The following is a 21,935-nucleotide window of genomic DNA, read 5'->3' as shown; positions in this document are numbered from 1 at the left end:
TGCTATATTGCGCCACTGACATCCTTGCCAGTTTTTGGAGCAAACATGCGTCGTATCACCCGCGAAGAGTATCCCATCGACACCCTGCAACGCATTGTTAATGGCGTCACCTTCTTCAAGGATCTGATTCACAGTGACCCGACTCAGTTTGAGCTGCTGATGAGCGTGACTCAGTTTGTCACCGCCGATCAGGACGAGATTATTCTGCACCACGGCGATGATGCCAACGTGCTGTATTTTTTACTCAAAGGTCAGCTTGCGGTACTGGCTGATGATGACAGTGGTGATGTGATTAACGAGATTAACGCCGGCGAAATGTTCGGCGTTATGGCCATGGTGCTCAATTTCAAACGTTCGGCATCGATTAAAGTGAATGGGCGTACGGCACTGCTGGCGGGCATTGATTACCAGCATTTTAATGATCTCGACGATTTCACCCTGTTTACCCTGCGCACCAAAATCAGTTTCTTCCGAATGCTGACCAACAATATCCGCTGGAATCTGGAGCGCAATAAAATGCAGCTGCCTGATCACCCGCTGGTCAGCAAAGTACGCACCCTGCCGCTGTATACCGGCGAGAAAAACACGCTGGAAGAACTGCACGCCCTGCACCATCAGGCCCATGCATTGTCTGAATTGCTGTGCGAATGGAATGATGCCATGAATGACGGTGGTGAGTGGCAGGAATACTGAATAACAAGGCCAGACAACAGAACGGACAGCACTGATCGAACAGCACGATATTCTGTCTGGCCACGCCGATGTACAGGCCTCCGCTCACCACAGCGCAAACAGCAACAGTCTGATCCGCCAGCGCAGAAAATCAGTCAGGCCGCACCATCACTGCACCGGCCTGCTCTCTCCTGCCAAAGTCTGAACGCGGGAACAAAAAAGCACTTTGCAGCATTCTTTCACAGTCCTACAATGCCGTGCTTTTCCGACCCATGTCTTTCCCTTCCGGATACTCCGTCCGGGCGACAACGAGGTTAACCGATGCCCGATTTTTTGCCCTACCTGCTGATCGCTATGGCCTTTCTTGGCCTGCTTGCCGTTGTACTTGAAGAAGTTATCCACGTAAACAAAGCCCAGGTTGTGTTGTTTTTAGGCGCACTATCCTGGGTACTGTTGTTTGCGTTTTCCTCAGACAGCCATACCCATGCACTGGTCCAGGAAGGATTGCAGGAAAATATCGGAGAAATTGCCAGCCTTTGGTTATTCCTGCTGGCCGCGATGACCTTTGTTGCTTACCTCAACAAAAAAGGTCTGATTGAAAGTCTGATTTATCGCTTTCTGCCCAAGCAGGTGTCCGAGCGCAAGCTGCTGATTATGGCCGGTTTGTTCAGTTTTGTGTTCTCATCCCTGGCGGACAACATTACGGCAACGTTAATTTCGGTGGCGTTGATTTTATCGCTGAATTTATCCGCCGCCAAAACCCTGCGTTTTGCCACCGTGGTGGTGTTTGCAGTGAACTCCGGCGGTGTTGCCATGATTACCGGCGACGTCACCACGCTGATGATTTTCCTGGCCGGTAAAGTCAGTATTACCAATCTGCTGCTGCTGTCGTTACCCGCGCTGACGGCGGTGTTATTGCTGGCCACCATGTTGTCCTGGTCCTTACGGGATACTGCCGTGATTCAGCACAAAGAAAACGATCTGGCTAACGTGGATCTGGCCATCGCCGGAATTTTTATTCTCACCATTTTGGCCACCATCGCCGGTAATGTGATGTTTGATATTCCGCCGGTGCTGAGCTTTCTGACCGGTTTATCCGTGATGTTTCTGGTCGCCCGTGCCTATGGTGAAGACACAGAAAACCATCCGATCCTTAACTATATCCGCCAGATTGAGTTCGACACGCTGCTGTTCTTCCTCGGCATTCTGTTGATTGTTGGCTCGCTGAAAGAAATTCACGCCCTCGATAGCTTTGTTGCGTTGTACCAGCATATGCCGGCCTGGGCGGCCAATTATCTGATGGGTTTGCTGTCTGCGGTGATTGATAACGTTCCATTAACCGCCGCACTGCTGAAGGCCGATGTCACCATGAGTTTGCAAGAGTGGATGGCACTGACCTATGCCGTCGGCGTCGGCGGTTCGTTGCTGATCATTGGTTCCGCCGCGGGTATCGTGGCCATGAGTAAAATCGATGAATTAACCTTTGGCAGCTACCTGAAATTCTTCGTTGCCCTGATCATTGCCTACAGCGTCGGCTACGGCAGCGTACTGTTACTGGGTCATTACTTGCTCTGATTCGCTGCGGCGGTCTGCTGCAAACAACGACAGACCGCGAAGCCATAAAAAAACGACGCCCGGAATCATCCGGGCGTCGTTTTTTTATGCTCGCCACCACCAGAAAATCTCAGCGATATTGGGCGTAGCGTAGTCTCAGCGGCTCAATAATATCCTGATGTTGTTCGATCCAGTCGCGCATAACCGCTGGTGCTCTGTCGACCCCCGGCCAGGGAACCGGATACTGAAACGGCTGAAACAGCGGCGAAAATAACGCGCAGGCGGTAAGGTCTGCGCGGGTAAAATGTTCGCCTACCAGAAAATGTGACTGGCTGTATGCCAAACGCAAATCCGTCAGGATGCTTTCCATCCGTTGCTGGGCTTTATCGGCATTATCCGGAGTGATTTTCATCCAGCGGCGCATGGTTTTTTCCAGTGTCGGAAAAACAGAGCGCAACAGCCAGCGATAAAAAAACGGTTTACGGGCACCAAGCAGAGGAATAACCAGAGCAGGATTCTGCAGCAGGTAGTGATAACTCCAGAGGCGCACATCCGGTCCGGCTTCGGCATCCAGACGCCGCTCCCATTCCAGTGTCTGAGCGCGTAATTCGGGGTTTTTCGGCAGCAGAGGTTTTTGCGGAAACGCCTGGTCGAGATAATCCAGAATGGCCGATGAACCGTGCACAATATGTTTGCCATGTTTCAGCACCGGCACCGACGTCTGACCACTGAGTTTTTTAATCAACGCAAGATGACGACCCGGCAAAAGATTCACCGTTTTATAACGGATGCCTTTGTAGTCCAGCGCCCAGCGGATTTTTTCACAGTAGTGAGAGATCGGGAATTGATACAGCGTAATACGCATCACAAAACCTCTTTATATTTTTTATGGGCGAACTTTAACAGGCCTTGTTGTTTTTAAAAAGCAGCCGCCAGATTTTAGTACTGGCGATCCATAATGAGAAAGGTGCGGTGTTGGAAATGAAAAAACGGTAAAAGCCAACCCTCAGATAGCGGAGGAAAATACTGAAGGACTGGCAACAGCCGGGGTATCAGGGCAGTTTAAGTTCCAGCTCCAGCTCTGCACCAAGGATGGTTTCATTCAGCGGTTTGGTTTTTGCCTCTTCCGAATCATCCAGGTGCAGACGTCCGGACCAGTGCACAACGGAGTCGCTCGGTTGCTTGCCAAAGACATTGGGAAAAGCGTCGCTGTTACCATAGCTGTGATCATCCCACTCCATCTCCGGCAGTTTAAGATTCAACCGAATCGGTTGTTCGGTAACCTCCGGCGTGCGGTTGTCGTCAACGGCTTGTTCCGCCACGTCATCCGCGCTTTGCCGGGTATCGTCGGCCGCCGTCGAAAGATCAGAGCCCGCATTCAATATCGGCAGCGCGTTCTTACTGCCACGCAAAATACGGTTGTCAGTTTCATTGAGTGTGACCAGCACCAACGCTGCAGCCAATGTCGCAAACACAATCGGATAACGCATAAAGGGTAAAAACCGCTCCTGCCAACAAGACTTCAGAACAATCAACCGGAACCGGCGATTAATAATCAGTAAACCACAATGTCCGGCGGATAACGCTCGACGGGTCCGCAAAATAGCGCCGGAGCAAACATCTGAACAGCGTCAAACAAGCCATTTTACTTATCCAAGGACGCTGATATCGGAGCGGCGAAGCGCCGGTTTCAACACCCGGACGGTAAAACCAGAATATCGGGTCAGAGGATTAAGAGTCGCAGGAGGCTAAAAAATTCCCGTCCATTGCAGGAAAACCTGATTCTCCGGCGTTGCCTGCGCGGCGGGCGATGCGCCTTCTCCCACATACAGTCCGACCAGAGCGCAGAGTTCCCCCTCCTGCAGCAGCACCGGCCAGCACTCGCGCAGCCATGGCGGTACACCCGCTTCTTGCCACAAGTGCTTGAGTGTTTTGCGCGGTCGCCCAGCGATTTTAAGTGTTTTACCGCGACAGGCCGCAGCCGGCACTAACTGATAAATGCCCGGACGTACTGCCACGGAACGCTGCCTGTGTGCAGGCGCGACGCTGGCGATTTCCGCACCGGCCCAGGGCAGAGTAAAATCCGCCGACAACAACACCTCACGGGGCTCGGCCATCATTCCGGGCAGCATGGCCTCTGCCGCTTTTACGCCGTCACTCACTAGATACAACGCCTGCTGAAAGCGGCGCAGTGTAAAGCGCCCGATCTGCAATTGTGGCTGACGGTCTGCGGCGGCCTGTATTACTTCCTGTTCGATACGGCGGAGAACATCAGCCCCCACATTGCCCGCAGCGCCAATACCGCATCGCGCCAGCCAACCCCGTAACAGGTAAGGACGATGATGCGCAGGAGCAGCAGTTAAGGCCGGCACCGAACAGGCAAGATTGGCGGTCAGCGGCCAGTGACAAGGCCGCAGGCAAGATTCCAGAGCGGGTTGCAGCAACTCTTGTAGCAATTGCTGGTCCTGCTGCAATTGCTTAATGGAGCGCTGCAATACCGTTTCTTTTTCTGGTAAATGGGCGAACAATTGCGGCAGTAATGTGTTGCGCCACAGATTACGCTCAAAGCGCGGATCGCGGTTCGACTCATCCTCGATCCAATCGAGTTGATGCTCAGCGGCGTACGTTTCCAGCGCGGCGCGATGGCACGCTAACAACGGTCGCAACAGCACAATACCGGAACCCGGAGTCAGCTCACGCTGCGCGGCCATCGCCGCCAGTCCGGTTAAGCCACTGCCGCGCAATAAACGCATAAAGAAGGTTTCGGCCTGATCATCAGCATGGTGCGCCAATAATAAAGTATCACCCGGCTGACAGTATTGATTGAACACTGCATAACGCGCCTCGCGCGCGGCCTGCTCAACCCCGTTGCCACGATTGTTCACCGCCACCCGCTCGCAAATAAAAGGAATATCCCACTGCGCACATTGCCCGGCACAGTGCTGCGCCCAGGCATCGGCGTTGGCTGACAGGCCGTGATGCACATGCAGCGCGACCAACCGCGATGGAGCCAGCCCCTGCTCAAAGGTCAACTGCCGCAGCAAATGCAGTAAGACGCTGGAATCCAGACCACCGCTGTAAGCAACCACAATATTGCCGCTACGCGCTAACAACGGCGAGATTGCCTGAGTCAGAATGTTCAGCAGTGCATGAGGCATAAAGCGCGTTTCTGTAGGTAAAGCAGGGATTGTAGGGAGGCGTCCCCGGCCTGACCAGCCCGAAATCAATCACTCTGGCCATTCGTTGCGCCAATGCCGCCGGACGACTAGGCTTAATCATTGATAAAAATAGCAAGGTCAGGCCGATGGAAGCAGAATCAAACCATTGTGAACGCTCACTGTGCAGTACCTGTGCCGATGCCAACAGCCTGGATTTTGACTTTACGATGGCATTTCAGCCCATCATTCATTGCAAAACCCAGAGTGTATTTGGCTACGAGGCATTGGTTCGCGGTCTGAACAATGAATCCGCCTACTCTGTTATTTCCAGGGTCAACGGCGATAACCGCTATGTCTTTGATCAGCTGTGCCGCATTAAAGCGATCGCTCTGGCGGCCAGGCTCGGTATTGACTCCATACTGAGCATTAACTTTCTGCCCAATGCAATTTATCAACCCGAACGCTGTATCCGCACCACTCTGGAGGCGGCAAAACAGTACAATTTTCCAACCGAAAAAATCATGTTCGAATTTACCGAAGTCGAACAGATTTCAGACTGCGAGCACATCAAACGCATTGTTCAGTATTACCATAAACTGGGGTTTAAAACGGCAACTGATGATTTTGGATCAGGCTATTCAGGTCTGAATTTATTAGCGAATTTTCAGACCGATATCGTCAAACTGGATATGGAATTAATTCGCAATATACACAACAACCAGACTCGGCAAACCATTGTCCGCCACTGCCTGAATATGTTTAACGACCTGAACATTACCGCCCTCGCTGAAGGCATTGAAACGCCGGAGGAATATTATTGGCTGCGCGATGCCGGTATTGAATTAATGCAGGGCTATCTGTTTGCCCGTCCCGGCTTTGAAAGCCTGCCTCAGGTCAGTTTTGTCGACTGAAAACCAACCATCCGCAAGCATTAAAAACACGTATCAGGCAAACAGTAATTCCACCGCATCGTCGCCATAGGCATAACGCAGCTCCTGCAATTGCTCATCGCTGGGATTAATACGCCAGCTGTCATCCAGCTGAATATCGCAACGAGCCACCGAATTATGAAAATCCAATACCACCGGGCAGCCATTGTCCATGCGTTGCAGCAGGCGTTTTAAATCGTTGCAGAATTCGTCTTCCGAGCGTTCGCCATCAACGCGGATACGCAGTGCTTTAGCAAATGTCAGACGCGCCTGGCTGATTTCCATGGCGGCTCGTCCGGTCGCTTTTAAACCACCGGAATAATCGTCGTGGGATACCAGGGCTTCAACCACCAGAACGCGGTCTTTGGCGACCACTTCGCGCACCTGTTCGTAAACATCGGAAAACAACGCAACCTCAACCCGGCCGGAACGGTCATCCAGAGTTACAAAGCACATGTTATCGCCGCGTTTATTTTTCATAACGCGCATATCCACCACCAGACCGGCCAGTTTCTGCGGCGCTTTGGCCTCCTGCAGGTGCGACAATTTATTCGGCACCAGCTTACGCACTTCCTGTTCGTATTCATCAAACGGATGGCCGGTAACAAATAGCCCCAGCGTATCTTTTTCGCCCTGCAAACGCTCTTTTAACGACCAGTCGCGCAAATGACGATAACGCTCGTACGGGTCGGCTCCGACGGCTTCTTCTTCCTGTACTTCGCCGAATAAATCCATCATACCCGCGGCTTCATTGGCGGCAGTCTGACCGGCACTTTTAATCGCATCTTCGAGATTGGCCATTAATACCGAACGCGGTGCGGTACTTTCCAGCCGATCAAACGCACCACAGCGCACTAACGCTTCGAGTACGCGTTTATTCAGTCTTTTACCGTCTACACGCTGACAAAAATCGAATAAATCTTTAAACGGCCCTTCGCTGCGGGCGGCAATAATTGCGGCAATCGGGCCTTCGCCCACGCCTTTTACTGCGCCTAAACCGTAAACGATGGCGCCTTCGTCATTCACGGTAAAACCAAACTGGCTCTGGTTAACATCCGGCAGCACCAGCTCCAGTTCCATCTCACGGCATTCTTCGATAAAGGTCACTACTTTATCGGTATTCTGCATGTCGGAGGTCAGAACAGCGGCCATAAACGGCGCCGGATAATGCTGCTTTAACCACAGCGTCTGATACGACACCACGGCGTATGCCGCGGAGTGCGATTTGTTAAAACCGTAACCGGCGAATTTTTCCACCAGGTCGAAAATTTTCATCGCCAGATCAGGATCAACGCCCTGCGACACAGCCCCATCGCGGAAGGTATCGCGCTGCTTGGCCATTTCTTCCGGTTTTTTCTTACCCATAGCACGACGCAGCATATCTGCACCGCCCAGGGTATAACCGGCCAGAATCTGGGCAATCTGCATGACCTGTTCCTGATACACGATAACGCCGTAGGTTGGCTCCAGCGTTTCTTTCAGGGTTTCATGTTCAAAATCAGGGTGTGGATAAGCGACTTTAGCGCGGCCGTGTTTACGGTTAATAAAGTCGTCCACCATGCCCGACTCCAGCGGCCCCGGACGAAACAGGGCCACCAGGGCAATCATATCTTCGATATTATCCGGTTGCAGACGGCGGATCAGATCTTTCATACCGCGTGATTCCAGCTGGAATACGGCGGTGGTTTGGGCGGCTTTTAATAATTTGTAAGACGGCTCATCGTCCAGCGGAATCTGGCTGATATCAATGGCGGGCAGATTTTCTTTGGCGCGCTTACTGTTAATGGTTTTCAGCGCCCAGTCGATAATGGTCAGCGTGCGCAGACCGAGGAAGTCGAACTTCACCAGTCCCGCTTCTTCCACATCGTTTTTATCGAATTGCGTCACCAGACCGGTGCCGTCGGGCTCGCAGGCGGTGGCCGAAAAGTCGGTTAATTTGGTTGGCGCAATCACCACACCACCGGCGTGTTTACCGGTCTGGCGGGCAATACCTTCAAGCTTGAGCGCCATTTCCCAGATTTCCTGGGCTTCTTCGTCTTCGTCGAGGAATTCTTTTAACAGGGCTTCCGACGCCAGCGCTTTTTCCAGCGTCATACCCGGATCGCCGGGAATTAATTTGGACAGTTTATCCGCCAAACCGAACGACTTCCCCTGCGCCCGCGCCACATCGCGTACCACCGCTTTTGCCGCCATGGTGCCGAAGGTCACAATCTGCGATACCGCTTCACGGCCATAGGTGTCGGCTACGTAAGCAATGACCTGCTCACGGTTTTCCATGCAGAAGTCGATATCGAAATCGGGCATAGATACCCGTTCCGGATTCAGGAATCGTTCGAACAGCAGATCGTATTCCAGCGGATCGAGGTCGGTAATTTTCTGCGCGTAAGCCACCAGCGAGCCGGCACCGGAACCACGCCCCGGCCCGACCGGAATATCGTGGTCTTTAGCCCACTGAATAAAGTCCATTACGATCAGGAAGTAACCGGGGAACCCCATCTGGATAATAATATCCAGCTCAAAGGTCAGACGGTCATCATAGGGTTTGCGCTTTTCAGCGTACTCCGCTGAATCTTTCGGAATACCAGCCAGCACAACGTCCAACCGCTCTTCCAGACCGACTTCGGAAATTTTACGGAAAAAGTCTGCTTCACTCATGCCCTCCGGAATCGGGTAATCCGGCAGGAAGTATTTACCCAGCAACACCTCGACAGAACAGCGTTTGGCAATTTCCAGCGTATTGTCGATGGCCGATGGGATGTCGTTGAACAGCTCGGTCATTTCTTCCGAGCTGCGGAAATATTGTTGCTCGGTGTATTCACGCGGACGACGCTTATCTTCCAGCGCATACCCCTGCCCAATGGCAACACGGGTTTCGTGCGCTTCAAAATCTTCGGCCGCTAAAAAACGTACATCATTGGTGGCAACCAGCGGCACACCGCAACGTGCCGACATGGCGATACCGGCGCGGATCACCGCTTCTTCACCGGGACGGCCGGTACGCTGCAATTCAAAGTAAAAACGCTCAGGGAAGTGCTGCAGATATTCGCGCACCAGAATTTCGGCATCAGACACTTTGCCTTTAATCACCCGCTGGCCAACATCACCATCACGGCCGCCGGATAAAATAATCAGCCCGGCATTTTTTTCGAACAGCCATTCTTTTTTCACAATGGCTTTGTCGTAATGCTGGTTTTTGGCGTAGGCACGGGAAATCAGTTCGCGCAGGCCCAGGTAACCATCGGGGTTCAGGCACAACGCCGTAATGCGGAACGGCTGGGTGTTGTCATCCGGGTTTTCCAGCCATAAATCAGCGCCCAGTACCGGTTTAACCCCGGCGTCCATGGCGCTTTTGTAGAATTTGACCAGAGCGTACATGTTGGCCTGATCGGTCAGCGCGACCGCCGGCATACCCAGCTCCGCGACTTTACCAATCAGCTTTTTAACGCGGATGGTGCTGTCGTACAGCGAAAATTCGGAGTGAACCCGGAGGTGTACAAAGCCCTGTGACATGAACGGACGCCCTGACCAACAAAAGGGGGCATTGTAACGGATTTTGCGCCCCTTGGATTCAGTTACCCGGCGGATTCAGCGGCTGTTTGCAACGGCGCAGCTTATACCACCTGGTGCAGATCCGGCCCGCCGATTTCCGGGGGGTTGTAAGGGGTGGTATCCGGGCTCTGATGCGGATGAGGAGAACCCGGCTCATCGTCACTCCAGATACGGCCGAGATAATCATGAATGGCGTCGTCAATTTTGCCCTGCAGGCCACTCAGTCCCTGATTGCCGAACAGACGGTTAAATTCGAACACATAGGGGTAATGCCCGACCATGGCGATATCAAACCCGCCGTGGTCAATACCTAACCCCAGCGCCAGCTTTTCCACCAGCGCACAGGCTTCCGGCGGCAGAATACCCGCTTCAATCTGGCCGCCCTTGGCGACATTATTATAGAAGCCACGCTCGGCTTGCATACGCCAGTAGCCACCCACAATCTGGTCACCGACCCAGACAATACGCAGATCACGGTCAATCGGCAGATATTCCTGCGCATAAATGACCGGGGACAGCGCCAGGTAACGCACCCAGTCGGCCTGATTTTCAATCAGAAAAACGCCATCGCCCATGCTGCTTTTCGGAATTTTGGCGACGAAGGGAACGGGTAAAGTATCCCAGACCCGCTCAGCGTTAGCCGGGGTGTTGGCCTCAATTAAGGTCCAGGGCACATGCTGTGGCGCAATGGTCTGGAAACAGCGTGTCATCTCGACCTTGTCGTGGCCGATGTAATAACTCGCCGGGCTTGGAAATACCCGTTTCTTTAAGCCATACAGCAGCGCATTGATCTGCCAATACTGTGGAAACAGAATGCCATCCGCCGCGATCAGCAGATCGAGGTGATGATTCATCAGCTCCGGTTTCAGATAGTGGGCCTGGGGGAAATGAAGCGTGCGATAAGGATCAAAGGAGATCAATTGCATAGATCACACTGGCGCGACCGGGAAGCGTAAGTAAAGGGGCCGAGATACTAGCAATCGCCGCGTTTCTCCTCAGCGAAATTTATTGCTGCTGACGATCAATCTTTCCCAGCGTACGGCATACGGCAGCCACTAGCCGCCGAGTAAGCGCAGAATGTTTTTCGCCTCGCCGTTAGCCTGTGCCTGCACCGCGATCTGAGCCTGCTCACGAATCTGCGCGGCAGCACGTTCGGAAGTGGCCTGGGCAAAATCGGTATCGCTGATGCGACTTTGCGCCGCCGCACTGTTCTCTGCACTGACTTTGCTACGCTCAATGCCCGCTGTAAAACGATTAGCAACGGCACCCAACTCCGATTGCCGCGAGCTGACCGTAGATAAACTCTCATCGACCACACTCAGCGCCGCCGCTGCCCCCTGCTGAGTGCTGACATCCAGCCCATAGGCACCCTGCTCATCCAGTTGCTGCAGCAGGTTGGCCGCCGTAACGTCAATCTGTTCACCGGCATCCGCACCCACCTGAAAAGTCAGCGTTTTATCACTGCTGAACAGCGTCTGGCCGTTAAAACTCGTGTCTTTGAGAATTTGTTGATTGCTGTCGCCCAGAGCCGTGACTTCTTTTTGCAGTGCCGCCCGATCACTGTCAGCCAATGCACCATTACCCGCCTGTACCGCCAACTCACGCATTCGCTGCAGATTATCGCTGACCTGTGACAACGCTCCCGACGCCACCTGAGTGTAGGAAATGCCATCACCGGCATTGCGCATGGCGACCTGCTCGCCACGGGTCTGACTGTTTAAACCGGTAGCAATCGCCAGCCCCGCCGCATCATCGGCCGCACCGTTAATGCGTTTACCAGAACTGAGCTGTTGCGCCAGCTGGGTTTGTTGGCTGCTGTTTTTTTGCGAATTCAGCGCCGGACCAGTGATCGCCGCGCCGTTATTGATACTGATCGCCATGGAAGTACCTTCAGGAATACCTTGACCGAACGTGATAAATGCTTAACACCATAAGCAGGCAACAATCAGCTTACGCTTGTTCAGCGGAGAACAAAGAGGCGGGCCACAATCCAAAGAGAAAAGCACCTGACTAACCAGCCCGACCGGTCAGGCGTTCAGCCATCGACATGCTGCGGAATACACAAAAGTGACAGGACCGGTATGTATCCGGAGGATAAGCACACCGGCCTTAGTGGCGTTGAAGGAAGCGCGACGAAATATTTTATTCATGGCATAACGCTCTCACCCGTTCTTCTAACGTGGCCAATGTCTCAATAATCCGCTTTGCATTCGCTCTGCACTGTAAACCTCTTTATCATCAGTCTGTTAATGACTTTGCTGCGGAACCTATTGTGTCTGATTTTTTATTGTCCAAGCCTTACCACTCTGACACCTCTGACTCATATAAGCAGAACCTCAGTTCTGGGCAGCGCAGCATACTGGCGCTTATGCTGCTCGCCAGCCTTGTGCTGCTGAGCGGCTGCGGTACCGTACTCGCCCGCTCGGACAGCAGCCCGGTTGATGCCCGCTACTATCCGGGTACTCAGGGAAGTCTGCTGTTGCTTGGCCTGGACGGCCATACAGGCGAAGCCAGCGGCGAAATGGTGTTCTGCTGGATGTCTGTTGTTTGCCCGCTGTTCACCCTGATTGCCCTGCCGGTTGATATAACCCTCGATACTCTCCTGCTGCCTTACGATGCCCTGAAACCGGAAACGAATATCCCCGTGGATACGTCACAGTAAACGCTTATACCAGTGGCCAAAAACGCTGTATAAAAATGGGGGCAAATGCACTTGTATTCGTTAAGACGGACGCTTTTCAGCTGACCTCAGAAAGATATGTCATTAACATCTATAAAGCAGAGGTTCCTTATCTGTACACTCGTTGCTTCTGTTCAAAATGTGGCATGCCTTTTGGTGAATTAACCTCAGACAATGACACATTTCCGGTAGCTGCAAACGGCTTTGACGTTGAACTGAATCTTGGTAACCGTTTTCATGAATTCGTTAAAGAAAAGCCGCACGGGTATAAAACAGGCGATGAAACAAAAAAATTCAGGAGCATCCGCTCAGCTGAAAACCACTACCAGAAACCCCTGCCCAGAAACCCCTGCCCAGAAACCCCTGAGTGAAGAAGAATGGACATTTTGAAAGTAACAAGAGCTGATTCAGAAGCTGTTAAAGAACTGATTTCAGCGGTATCTGAAGTCGATGTATTACCCTTATTCAGCGCTGACGGTCAGCTTGAATATAAAAATCGTGTGTTGCCAGATATCCAAACGACCATGGACGAAAACAGATTTTTCGCTGTTAAGGCCGTATTAGGTGCAGAACTGACAGGCTTTGCTACTTTACGGGACGGTAACTATCTGACCCATCTGTTTGTCGCCAAATCGGCTCAGGGAACAGGCTTGGGGAGCCGATTGCTCAACACCGTACTGGATTCCACCAGCGCCAAACAAATCAGCCTGCGCTCATCACTGAATGCTGCAGACTTCTACCGCCGCCATGGGTTTACGGCAACGGGGGAGGAAGCCGAATTCAACGGCATCCGCTTTATCCCTATGATGCTGATACGCGACTGACAAAAAACGCCCATAAAAAATACACAATAAAAAAGGAGCCGAAGCTCCTTTTTTATTGGTAAAAACCGCCGATTATCAGGTTGGTTTTTTATAGCCTTTACGTAATTGCTTACGCGCTTTTTCAATTTTAATCTTACGTTTGTTATCGGTCCGTTCCACCGCTTCCGCGCGACGTTTACTGCTGTGACGGACTTCTTTTTCTTTGCCGGCGTAAGGGTTTTCACCCTGACGGAATTCCATACGAATTGGCGTACCTTTAATTTCCAGCACCCGGCGGAAGGTGTTGGCAAGGTAGCGTTTGTAGTCTTCCGGCAGTTCTTTGGCCAGATTACCGTGCACCACAATAATCGGCGGGTTAGAGCCACCCTGGTGGGCATAGCGCAGTTTTGGCCGACGGTTGCGCACCACCGGTGGCTGATGGCTGGCGGTGGCGTCTTCCAAAATGCGGGTGAGCATATTGGTCTGCCATTTGGCCATTGAGGAGTTGTAAGCCTGATCTACAGACTCATACAGATTCCCCACTCCAGTGCCATGCAGTGCTGAAATAAAATGCATTTCGGCGAAGGTTAAGAAATCAAAACGACGGTCAATTTCGGTTTTTACCCGCTCTTTCGCGTCCGCTTCCATGCCATCCCATTTGTTGATGGCAATCACCAGCGCACGGCCGGAGTTCAGCACGAAGCTGAGCATGTGTAAGTCCTGTTCAACGATACCGGTACGGGCATCGAGCACCAGAATACACACATGACAGTCCTGAATGGCCTGCAGGGTTTTAATGATGGAGAATTTTTCTGCCGCTTCAGAAATATTCTTACGGCGGCGCACACCGGCGGTATCGATCAGGGTGTATTCCTGACCATGACGCTCGTAGGGAATATAAATACTGTCGCGGGTGGTGCCGGCTTCATCGAATACCACCACTCGGTCTTCGCCAAGGAAGCGGTTAACCAGCGTCGATTTACCCACGTTAGGGCGGCCAACCACGGCAATTTTGATGCCTTTTACATCGAGTTCTTCGTGTACCGGGGCGTCTTCACCAGCCAGTTCGCGGAAATAATCGTCATCGTCCTGCGGCAGTTCGCCCAGTACGTATTCAATTAACGCGCTGATGCCACGGTTATGCGCGGCCGCAATCGGCAAAGGCTCACCCATGCCCAGTTCAAAGAATTCACCCAGCACCAGATCGGGGTTTTTACCGTCGATCTTGTTGGCCACCAGATAAGCATCTTTACCGCTGCGGCGCAGATATTCGGCAATCATGCGGTCGCCGTTGGTAATACCGGCGCCAACATCGACCATAAAGAAAACGATATCGGCGTCTTTAATGGCCTGAAAGCTTTGCGCGGCCATGGCCTCGTCGATGCCCTCTTCCTGGCCGCTGATACCACCGGTATCAATCACGATGAATGGCACATCACCAACCTTGCCCTCACCGTACTTACGGTCACGGGTCAGGCCGGCAATTTCAGCCACCAGCGCATCACGGCTTTTGGTCAGACGGTTAAACAGCGTGGACTTGCCCACGTTGGGACGTCCGACCAGAGCAATCACAGGGACCATGATCAGAAAACCTCATTTAAGAAATAAAACAGGCGTCGCTATACGACGCCCGATAAAAAATATTGGCTGATACAACCGGCTTCAGTCGGACTGAACGCTCAGCAGCAGCAGTTCACCGGCGTTGGTATACACCAATAGACCTTTGTCGGTGGCCACTAACGGACTGCGGATACCCATATCGCGACCACGCAACGCACGCCAGTTGGTGCCTTCGGTCTGATTAGGATAGTTGACGTGCAGCGGTTTAGGGCGCAGCAGTTTGCGTCCCACCAGTTCACCGTCCACCTGATTCATAATATGCAGATAACCTTCACCATCGGCCACTGCCAGCCAGCTGCCATAGGCGCTGGTTTGCCCCAGGTGACGGCCATGCAGCGCTTTCTGCGTCCACACTTTGGCACCGCTGGCCATGTCATAAGACTGCACATGGTCGCTGTCGAGGGTCAGATACAGGTTGCCCAACGCCAGTTCTGGACTGGTGTAGGTTGAACCTTCTTCTTCCCAACGGGTTTCGCCATTGAGCGACACGGCTGCCAGTTTGCCGTGATAACTGGCGGCATAGATCACGCCGTTATCCCAGATCGGCGCACCATCAACATCTACCAGACGTTCCAGCTCAGAACGGCCATCCGGCGACGCCAGTCGCACGTCCCAGCGCGGAATGCCCAGGGTTTTGTCCAGTGCCACCAGTTTGCCGGTAGCAAAACCGGTAATCACCAGCTGATCCAGCACCAGCGGCGTGCCGGTACCGCGCACGGTCAGTACCGGCATGGCCGTTTCGTAGGACCAGGCCTGTTTGCCATCGGTACGCTCAAAGGCGGTAACACGACCATCAACGGTGTGAACAAACACCCGCTTAGCGTCGGTACCTGCCGGTGCAACAGACTCACTGGTCATGCGTGAACGCCAGATTTCACTGCCGTCGGCACTGTTCAGGCAATGCAGAAAACCGTCACGGGTGGCAACAAACAACTGACCGTTGTCTTGCGCCACACCTGCCGTTACCGGCTGCTCCAGATCCACATTCCACTGTTCGCTGCCATCGGCCAGATCCAGTGCATAGACCTCACCTGAGGTGTCAGCCATAAACACAGTATCGCCGCTCACCACCGGGCGCAGGCGGGTATAAGCCGTACCCGCACCGACACCAAGCTGCTTACGCCACTCGATGACGATGTCGGTTTCATTATTGTAATCCGGCAGCCCTGTCTCGTCGGCAGCATCCGCTGCTTCTGCCTGATTGTCTGGCTGACTGGCACAACCACTCAGCTGCACAGTCAGCAGAGCACTCAACAGGACGAAAACAGGACTCAGGCGCATCAGGCGTCTCCGCTCGCAGCCAGATTATCAATCTTACGCTGCAGCTGCTGGGTGTTCAGACCCAGATTTGCGGCAGCTTCCTGAGCGCGGATGTACGCGGCACGGGCTTCGCTCAGCTCACCTTTACGGAACAGAGCATCGCCTTTGGCTTCTTCAAACTGCGTCGCATAAGCGGCATCCGGCACGGTAGCCACCAGCGCCAGGGCTTCGTCCATTTTTTCCTGTTGAATCAGGATATTGGCCAGACGCGCCTGAGCGGTGTATTTGATCGGGCCTTCCTCGGCGGTGGCGATAACGCCATTCAGCTCGGCGGCGGCGGTATCGAAGTCACCGGCATCCGCAGCAAAACGAGCCAGAAACAGAGCACCGAACTGACCATAGCTGGTGTTGCCGAAGTCTTTCTTCAGCTGCATCGCCAGAGCTTCCATTTCCGCTTTGGCGGCTTCATCCTGTTGCGCAACCGGCTGTGCGACCTTGTCGACCAGTTGCGAGTACAGCATGGAAGCGTTTTCAGCCGTTGCCTGCTCATTGGCCTGATAGCTGTTCCAGCCAAACCAGCCACCGGCAACAATCACGATGGTTGCCAGCAGGCTTTTACCGTTCTCTGCCCACCATTTTTTCAGCAGTTCTGCCTGCTCTTCATCCGTACGATATTCAGTCATGCGTCCACTTCCCCAAAAAACGAGTGTTGTGAGTTATTGGTTATTAAAAAGTTTCTTGCGCCAGCCATTCGCCCACGTCGTTCAGTGCCAGCGTCTGCTGCCCACCTTCACCACGCAGGTCTTTCACGGTCACAGTACCGTTGGCGATTTCGTCTTCGCCCAACAACAGTGCCAGATGCGCGCCGCTCTTGTCGGCTTTTTTCATCTGACTTTTAAAGCTGCCACCACCGCAGTGGGTCTGAATGCGTAACCAGCTGTGTTCATCGCGCAGACGGTCTGCCAGCAACAATGCCACCTGGGCACTGCCCTCGCCCACCGGACAGATGTATACATCGATGGTCTGCAGCACTTCGGCCGGAATCAGCTCCAGCGTTTCCAGCAGCAGAATCAGGCGTTCAACGCCCATGGCAAAACCGACCGCCGGGGTTGGCTTGCCACCCAGCTGCTCGACCAGGCCGTCGTAACGGCCACCGGCACAGACGGTGCCCTGCGAGCCGAGTTGGTCGGTGACCCACTCGAACACGGTTTTACAGTAATAATCGAGGCCGCGCACCAGACGCTGGTTGATTTCGTACTTCACCCCGGCAGCATCGAGAATGCTGCGCAGCAGAGCAAAGTGCTCGCGGCTTTCGTCGTCGAGATAATCGTGCAGCTGTGGCGCATCGGCCAGCAGCGCCTGGGTGTTCTGGTCTTTGCTGTCGAGCACACGCAGCGGATTGGTTTCCAGACGACGCTGGCTGTCTTCATCCAGCTGGTCTTTACGCTCGCTCAGATAAGCTACCAGGGCATCGCGGTAATTGGCACGCGCTTCGTTGGAACCCAGAGTGTTCAGCTGCAGGGTAACCGCATTGGTCAGGCCCAATTGCGCCCACAAGCGTGCGGTCATCAGGATCACTTCGGCGTCGATATCGGCGCTCGCGATACCAAAGGTTTCCACACCAATCTGGTAGAACTGGCGGTAACGGCCTTTCTGCGGACGCTCGTGACGGAACATCGGGCCGGTGTACCAAAGACGCTGCGTCTGGTTGTACAGCAGACCGTGTTCTTCACAGGCGCGCACGCAGCTGGCGGTGCCTTCCGGGCGCAGGGTCAGACTGTCACCGTTGCGGTCGTCAAAGGTGTACATTTCTTTTTCGACAATGTCCGTCACTTCGCCGATTGAGCGCTTAAACAGTGCGGTCTGCTCGACAATCGGCATGCGGATTTCGTCGTAGCCGTACGAAGCCAGCAGCTCTTTCACTGTGCTTTCGAGGTATTGCCATACCGGGCTCTGGGCCGGCAGGATGTCGTTCATGCCACGAATGGCCTGGATTTTAGTTGCCATAATGTCCGTTCTTGTCTGGATCTTCGCTCAGCTGTCGCTGGCGATCAGATTTTTGCGTTCTTCATCGAGACTGGCAGCGCGCTCGCGGATCATGCGCTCAAGGTCGTCTACCAGAGTGTCGTTGGTCAGTTTGCCCGCCGGTTTACCGTCGATGTAGACCAGATTCGGCTGACCACCGGCCAGTCCGATATCGGTTTCTTTCGATTCACCTGGGCCATTCACCACACAGCCAATCACCGCCACGCTCATATCGGTGCGGATATCATCAACGCGCATTTCCAGCTCGTTCATGGTTTTGATCACATCGAAGTTCTGGCGTGAGCAACTTGGGCAGGCAATAAAGTTGATACCACGTGAACGCAGTTTCAGTGATTTGAGCATGTCCCAGCCGACTTTCACTTCTTCAATCGGATCAGCCGCCAGCGATACGCGAATGGTGTCACCGATGCCTTCCCACAGCAGCAGGCCAAGACCAATGGACGATTTAACCGTACCACCACGCAGGCCACCGGCTTCGGTGATGCCGAGGTGCAGCGGCTGCTCAATCTGGCTGGCAATCTGTTTGTACGCCGCCACGGTCATAAAGATGTCGGAGGCTTTCAGGCTGAGTTTGAAGTCCGGGAAATTCAGGCGATCGAGAATATCGATATGGCGCATAGCCGATTCCACCAGCGCGGCAGGCGTTGGTTCGCCGTATTTCTTCTGCAGGTCTTTTTCCAGCGATCCGGCATTCACGCCGATACGGATCGGTATGCCGTTATGGCGCGCCGCATCGACCACCGCGCGCACGCGGTCTTCGCGGCCGATATTGCCGGGGTTAATACGCAGACAATCAACGCTTAAATCGGCCACACGCAGGGCGATTTTGTAGTCGAAGTGAATGTCTGCCACCAGTGGAATGGTCACTTCTTTACGGATTTTGCCAAAGGCCTCCGCCGCGTCCATGGTCGGTACAGAAACGCGCACGATGTCGGCACCGGCATCCTGGGCGCGCTGAATCTGCGCCACCGTGGCGGCCACATCGGTGGTTTCGCTGTTGGTCATGGTCTGAATGGCAATCGGCGCATCGCCGCCGACCGGTACATCACCAACCCAGATTTTGCGGCTTTGACGACGCTTGATGGGATTTTCGAAATGCATACTCATTATTTGGCTCCGGACAGGGAGTCCTGATACAGACGGTATTCAACCGATTCCGGGAAGTTACGCTTCAGATCGGTGGCCAGCGTAATCGCCCGCTGGGTGTTCTGTTGCAGTGTCACCAGTTTGATACCCAGCCACAGGCTGTGGGCGGTCTGACGGGTCTGCTCACGCTGCACCAGACGCTCGAAGCGATCGTAATATTTCAGCGACTCGTCGTAACGCTGCGCTTCAAACAGCAGCGTTGAGATGTTAACCAGTGCATCGACGTTGTAAGGCGCAATGCGCAGCGTCTGGCCGTAACTGTCGATGGCCTGTTCGGTTTTGCCCTGACGGTAAAAATTCAGCGCCAGATCATTGTAAGCAGAGGCACGGTTATCGTAATAACGGTCGTTGGCGGCTTTGTTCAGGTATTCGTCGGCATCGTCGTAGCGTTTCAGCTGCGAGTACAGACGACCCAGGTGATGACGCGCCAGTGTGAAGCTGTCGTCGTTGCTCAGGGCTTTGTGGAAATACTCTTCAGCCAGATCCATTTCACCTTCGGTCTGCCATACCAGACCCATGGCATCGTTGGCAGGGGCATGATCCGGGTTAATCGCCAGCGCTTTCTGCAGACGCTGACGCGCCCAGTCCGGACGACCTTTCTGCAGATACCCCAGACCCAGCTGGGTGTAGTTTTCCACCGCCTTTTCCGGCGAGGCTTTTTTGGTAAAGCGGCTTTCGGTTACGGTGACGCAAGACGCCAGCGTCAGACTGAGCAGCACGACCAGCAGGCTGGCTGCGCGCGTGGTGATTGATGTTTTCATGCCCATCCCGGTCATTTATTGGTTGCCCTGTGAAGACTCATCGATCTGCACCGCATTGATATAACGCTCGCTGCGGCGGGTACGGTCCTGAACTTTGCCCACCAGCTGACCACAGGCGGCGTCGATATCATCGCCGCGGGTCGAGCGGATGGTAACAATGTGTCCCTGATTCACCAGATAATCACGGAAGCGGTACACGCGATTATTGCTCGGGCGCTTATAGCCGGAGTTAGGGAACGGGTTAAACGGAATCAGGTTGATCTTACACGGCACCTGTTTCATCAGTTCTGACAGTTCCACCGCGTGCTCCATCTCATCGTTGACGCCTTCCATCATGGTGTATTCGATGGTGGCTTTACGACGATCCGGCAGTTTGGCCAGATAGCGGTTAGTGGCCGCAATCAGCTCTTTAATCGGGTATTTTTTGTTGATGGGTACCAGCTGGTTACGCAACGCATCATTGGGTGCGTGTAATGAGACGGCCAGAGATACATCGGTTACGTCGCCGAGTTTATCCATCATCGGTACGACACCGGAGGTGCTCAGGGTAACACGGCGTTTGGACAGACCGTAGGCATTGTCGTCCATCATCAGGTTCATCGCATCGACCACGTTGTCGAAGTTCAGCAAAGGCTCGCCCATGCCCATCATCACCACGTTGGTAATGCGGCGCTCACGGCGCTCGCCCGGCGCATGGAAGCTCATGGCGGCCACATACACCTGACCAATAATTTCCGCCACACTGAGGTCGCGGTTAAACCCCTGCTTGCCGGTGGAGCAGAAACTGCAGTCGAGAGAACAGCCAATCTGCGAGCTCACACACAGCGTACCCCGGTCTTTTTCCGGGATATACACGGTTTCGACGGCGCTGCCGCCATCCATACGCATCACCCACTTACGGGTGCCGTCTTTGGAAATATCTTCGTAAATCACTTCTGGCAGGCGGACTTCACACACCTCAGCCATGCGCGCGCGCAGCGGCTTGCCCATGTTGGTCATGTTGTCGAAGTTGGCTTCGCCATATTGATGAATCCATTTCAGCATTTGCTGAGCACGGAATTTCTTCTCGCCGATATCCGCGAAGAAGGCTTCCATTTTGGCGGGCGATAAGCCCAACAGATTAATTTTTTCTGGTGTATCGGACATCAATTGGTTACCTGAAGGATTGAGATCAGAGGGCATGTCTGCCCTCTGAGTTCCGCTCATTAACGTGAGCAGATTTCGTCGGCAGCGAAGAAGTAAGCGATTTCGCGCTCAGCAGAAGCTGCAGAGTCAGAACCGTGTACAGCGTTGGCATCGATGCTTTCAGCGAAGTCAGCGCGGATAGTACCGGCAGCCGCTTCTTTAGGGTTGGTAGCACCCATCAGATCACGGTTAGCAGCAATCGCGTTTTCGCCTTCCAGAACCTGAACAACAACAGGACCAGAAGTCATGAAAGATACCAGGTCTTTGAAGAAAGGACGCTCTTTGTGCTCTGCGTAGAAACCGCCCGCTTTTTCGTCATCCAGCTTGATCATTTTAGCGGCAACAACCTGCAGGCCAGCTTTTTCGAAGCGAGTGACGATTTCGCCGATTACATTTTTGGCCACAGCGTCTGGTTTAACGATGGACAGAGTGCGTTCAACAGCCATTTTTAGCTCCCAAGGGTAAATTATTAGGGTTACGGAAAATAAAACCCGCGAATTATACGCACCTTTTCATTAAAGTTGTACGCGTACACGGGTCCGGAGACGGATTATTTGGCCGTCACCGACAGG

The 21,935-nt window shown here is 53.6% G+C and carries 20 protein-coding genes; 6 read left to right on the top strand and 14 right to left on the bottom strand.

All coding sequences use genetic code 11. The features are described from left to right. Nucleotides 1-45 precede the first annotated feature (45 nt). Both NYR02_RS17725 and nhaD read left to right on the top strand, forming a co-directional pair. Entirely contained in the window at nucleotides 46-693 is a 648-nt protein-coding gene (locus NYR02_RS17725; RefSeq protein WP_260977683.1) for a cyclic nucleotide-binding domain-containing protein, read from the top strand. Between the two features lie 300 nt (nucleotides 694-993). Then, entirely contained in the window at nucleotides 994-2,247 is a 1,254-nt protein-coding gene (nhaD, locus tag NYR02_RS17720; RefSeq protein ID WP_260977682.1) for a sodium:proton antiporter NhaD, read from the top strand. Between the two features lie 109 nt (nucleotides 2,248-2,356). Here nhaD and NYR02_RS17715 read toward each other — a convergent pair whose 3' ends face one another. The 3 genes from NYR02_RS17715 to tilS form a co-directional block, all read right to left on the bottom strand. After that, nucleotides 2,357-3,091, bottom strand: a complete 735-nt coding sequence (locus NYR02_RS17715) for a glutathione S-transferase family protein (protein ID WP_260977706.1) — start codon at nucleotides 3,089-3,091, stop codon at nucleotides 2,357-2,359. A 187-nt stretch (nucleotides 3,092-3,278) separates the two neighbouring features. After that, nucleotides 3,279-3,716 carry a hypothetical protein gene (locus NYR02_RS17710; protein WP_260977681.1) on the bottom strand — a complete coding sequence of 146 codons (438 nt, stop codon included), beginning with the start codon at nucleotides 3,714-3,716 and terminating at the stop codon, nucleotides 3,279-3,281. A 258-nt stretch (nucleotides 3,717-3,974) separates the two neighbouring features. Next, on the bottom strand, nucleotides 3,975-5,384 hold the full coding sequence (gene tilS, locus NYR02_RS17705; protein WP_260977680.1) for a tRNA lysidine(34) synthetase TilS: 1,410 nt from the start codon (nucleotides 5,382-5,384) through the stop codon (nucleotides 3,975-3,977). A gap of 146 nt (nucleotides 5,385-5,530) precedes the next feature. On the opposite strand from tilS, the gene NYR02_RS17700 reads away from it, so the two are divergent. Further along, nucleotides 5,531-6,295: an EAL domain-containing protein gene (locus NYR02_RS17700; RefSeq protein ID WP_260977679.1), complete on the top strand. Its 765-nt coding sequence runs from the start codon at nucleotides 5,531-5,533 to the stop codon at nucleotides 6,293-6,295. A 33-nt stretch (nucleotides 6,296-6,328) separates the two neighbouring features. On the opposite strand, the gene dnaE is transcribed toward NYR02_RS17700, so the two are convergent. The 3 genes from dnaE to NYR02_RS17685 form a co-directional block, all read right to left on the bottom strand. Beyond that, nucleotides 6,329-9,823, bottom strand: a complete 3,495-nt coding sequence (gene dnaE / locus NYR02_RS17695) for a DNA polymerase III subunit alpha (protein ID WP_260977678.1) — start codon at nucleotides 9,821-9,823, stop codon at nucleotides 6,329-6,331. 101 nt (nucleotides 9,824-9,924) lie between these two features. Beyond that, nucleotides 9,925-10,788: an ATP-grasp domain-containing protein gene (locus NYR02_RS17690; RefSeq protein WP_260977677.1), complete on the bottom strand. Its 864-nt coding sequence runs from the start codon at nucleotides 10,786-10,788 to the stop codon at nucleotides 9,925-9,927. Between the two features lie 129 nt (nucleotides 10,789-10,917). Further along, entirely contained in the window at nucleotides 10,918-11,742 is an 825-nt protein-coding gene (locus NYR02_RS17685; protein WP_260977676.1) for a flagellin N-terminal helical domain-containing protein, read from the bottom strand. Between the two features lie 392 nt (nucleotides 11,743-12,134). Between NYR02_RS17685 and NYR02_RS17680 the strand changes: the two genes are divergently transcribed. Genes NYR02_RS17680 through NYR02_RS17670 form a run of 3 tightly spaced genes read left to right on the top strand, consistent with a single transcriptional unit; the run spans nucleotide 12,135 to nucleotide 13,366 of the window. After that, on the top strand, nucleotides 12,135-12,524 hold the full coding sequence (locus NYR02_RS17680) for a YceK/YidQ family lipoprotein (protein ID WP_260977675.1): 390 nt from the start codon (nucleotides 12,135-12,137) through the stop codon (nucleotides 12,522-12,524). Between the two features lie 35 nt (nucleotides 12,525-12,559). Further along, nucleotides 12,560-12,913: a GFA family protein gene (locus tag NYR02_RS17675; protein WP_260977674.1), complete on the top strand. Its 354-nt coding sequence runs from the start codon at nucleotides 12,560-12,562 to the stop codon at nucleotides 12,911-12,913. A gap of 6 nt (nucleotides 12,914-12,919) precedes the next feature. After that, on the top strand, nucleotides 12,920-13,366 hold the full coding sequence (locus tag NYR02_RS17670) for a GNAT family N-acetyltransferase (RefSeq protein ID WP_260977673.1): 447 nt from the start codon (nucleotides 12,920-12,922) through the stop codon (nucleotides 13,364-13,366). A gap of 75 nt (nucleotides 13,367-13,441) precedes the next feature. On the opposite strand, the gene der is transcribed toward NYR02_RS17670, so the two are convergent. The 8 genes from der to ndk all read right to left on the bottom strand — a co-directional run bounded on the left by der (nucleotide 13,442) and on the right by ndk (nucleotide 21,809). Next, complete coding sequence (der, locus tag NYR02_RS17665; protein ID WP_260977672.1) at nucleotides 13,442-14,926, bottom strand: ribosome biogenesis GTPase Der; 1,485 nt, start codon at nucleotides 14,924-14,926, stop codon at nucleotides 13,442-13,444. A gap of 81 nt (nucleotides 14,927-15,007) precedes the next feature. Beyond that, nucleotides 15,008-16,246, bottom strand: coding sequence for an outer membrane protein assembly factor BamB (gene bamB, locus NYR02_RS17660; RefSeq protein ID WP_260977671.1), 1,239 nt, complete (start codon nucleotides 16,244-16,246; stop codon nucleotides 15,008-15,010). Further along, nucleotides 16,246-16,908: a YfgM family protein gene (locus NYR02_RS17655; RefSeq protein WP_260977670.1), complete on the bottom strand. Its 663-nt coding sequence runs from the start codon at nucleotides 16,906-16,908 to the stop codon at nucleotides 16,246-16,248. The genes bamB and NYR02_RS17655 overlap by 1 nt, the downstream gene beginning before the upstream one ends. 43 nt (nucleotides 16,909-16,951) lie before the next feature. Beyond that, nucleotides 16,952-18,232 carry a histidine--tRNA ligase gene (gene hisS, locus NYR02_RS17650; protein WP_260977669.1) on the bottom strand — a complete coding sequence of 427 codons (1,281 nt, stop codon included), beginning with the start codon at nucleotides 18,230-18,232 and terminating at the stop codon, nucleotides 16,952-16,954. Nucleotides 18,233-18,259: 27 nt separating this feature from the next. Further along, nucleotides 18,260-19,372 (bottom strand): flavodoxin-dependent (E)-4-hydroxy-3-methylbut-2-enyl-diphosphate synthase, encoded by a 1,113-nt coding sequence (ispG, locus tag NYR02_RS17645; RefSeq protein ID WP_260977705.1) that lies wholly within the window; start codon nucleotides 19,370-19,372, stop codon nucleotides 18,260-18,262. Between the two features lie 5 nt (nucleotides 19,373-19,377). Continuing rightward, a complete protein-coding gene (locus tag NYR02_RS17640; RefSeq protein WP_260977668.1) occupies nucleotides 19,378-20,178 on the bottom strand; it encodes a tetratricopeptide repeat protein in 801 nt (266 codons plus the stop codon). 15 nt (nucleotides 20,179-20,193) lie between these two features. After that, on the bottom strand, nucleotides 20,194-21,324 hold the full coding sequence (gene rlmN, locus NYR02_RS17635) for a dual-specificity RNA methyltransferase RlmN (RefSeq protein WP_260977667.1): 1,131 nt from the start codon (nucleotides 21,322-21,324) through the stop codon (nucleotides 20,194-20,196). Between the two features lie 59 nt (nucleotides 21,325-21,383). Then, on the bottom strand, nucleotides 21,384-21,809 hold the full coding sequence (gene ndk / locus NYR02_RS17630; protein ID WP_260977666.1) for a nucleoside-diphosphate kinase: 426 nt from the start codon (nucleotides 21,807-21,809) through the stop codon (nucleotides 21,384-21,386). Nucleotides 21,810-21,935 lie beyond the last annotated feature (126 nt).

The sequence above is a fragment of the Thalassolituus pacificus genome, from assembly GCF_025318105.1.
In the GTDB taxonomy this organism is placed as follows: Bacteria; Pseudomonadota; Gammaproteobacteria; order Pseudomonadales; family Oceanobacteraceae; genus Venatoribacter; species Venatoribacter pacificus.
This window is presented reverse-complemented; position numbering and strand designations above follow the sequence as displayed.

What these genes read in the sequence shown, in the direction of transcription:
- NYR02_RS17640 (WP_260977668.1), bottom strand. Translation starts at nt 20,178, where the DNA reads ATGAAAACATCAATCACCACGCGCGCAGCCAGCCTGCTGGTCGTGCTG.
- hisS (WP_260977669.1), bottom strand. Translation starts at nt 18,232, where the DNA reads ATGGCAACTAAAATCCAGGCCATTCGTGGCATGAACGACATCCTGCCG.
- nhaD (WP_260977682.1), top strand. Translation starts at nt 994, where the DNA reads ATGCCCGATTTTTTGCCCTACCTGCTGATCGCTATGGCCTTTCTTGGC.
- NYR02_RS17700 (WP_260977679.1), top strand. Translation starts at nt 5,531, where the DNA reads ATGGAAGCAGAATCAAACCATTGTGAACGCTCACTGTGCAGTACCTGT.
- ndk (WP_260977666.1), bottom strand. Translation starts at nt 21,809, where the DNA reads ATGGCTGTTGAACGCACTCTGTCCATCGTTAAACCAGACGCTGTGGCC.
- NYR02_RS17675 (WP_260977674.1), top strand. Translation starts at nt 12,560, where the DNA reads ATGGGGGCAAATGCACTTGTATTCGTTAAGACGGACGCTTTTCAGCTG.
- NYR02_RS17725 (WP_260977683.1), top strand. Translation starts at nt 46, where the DNA reads ATGCGTCGTATCACCCGCGAAGAGTATCCCATCGACACCCTGCAACGC.
- NYR02_RS17685 (WP_260977676.1), bottom strand. Translation starts at nt 11,742, where the DNA reads ATGGCGATCAGTATCAATAACGGCGCGGCGATCACTGGTCCGGCGCTG.
- NYR02_RS17655 (WP_260977670.1), bottom strand. Translation starts at nt 16,908, where the DNA reads ATGACTGAATATCGTACGGATGAAGAGCAGGCAGAACTGCTGAAAAAA.
- NYR02_RS17670 (WP_260977673.1), top strand. Translation starts at nt 12,920, where the DNA reads ATGGACATTTTGAAAGTAACAAGAGCTGATTCAGAAGCTGTTAAAGAA.
- NYR02_RS17690 (WP_260977677.1), bottom strand. Translation starts at nt 10,788, where the DNA reads ATGCAATTGATCTCCTTTGATCCTTATCGCACGCTTCATTTCCCCCAG.
- bamB (WP_260977671.1), bottom strand. Translation starts at nt 16,246, where the DNA reads ATGCGCCTGAGTCCTGTTTTCGTCCTGTTGAGTGCTCTGCTGACTGTG.
- NYR02_RS17715 (WP_260977706.1), bottom strand. Translation starts at nt 3,091, where the DNA reads ATGCGTATTACGCTGTATCAATTCCCGATCTCTCACTACTGTGAAAAA.
- rlmN (WP_260977667.1), bottom strand. Translation starts at nt 21,324, where the DNA reads ATGTCCGATACACCAGAAAAAATTAATCTGTTGGGCTTATCGCCCGCC.
- ispG (WP_260977705.1), bottom strand. Translation starts at nt 19,372, where the DNA reads ATGCATTTCGAAAATCCCATCAAGCGTCGTCAAAGCCGCAAAATCTGG.
- NYR02_RS17710 (WP_260977681.1), bottom strand. Translation starts at nt 3,716, where the DNA reads ATGCGTTATCCGATTGTGTTTGCGACATTGGCTGCAGCGTTGGTGCTG.
- der (WP_260977672.1), bottom strand. Translation starts at nt 14,926, where the DNA reads ATGGTCCCTGTGATTGCTCTGGTCGGACGTCCCAACGTGGGCAAGTCC.
- tilS (WP_260977680.1), bottom strand. Translation starts at nt 5,384, where the DNA reads ATGCCTCATGCACTGCTGAACATTCTGACTCAGGCAATCTCGCCGTTG.
- dnaE (WP_260977678.1), bottom strand. Translation starts at nt 9,823, where the DNA reads ATGTCACAGGGCTTTGTACACCTCCGGGTTCACTCCGAATTTTCGCTG.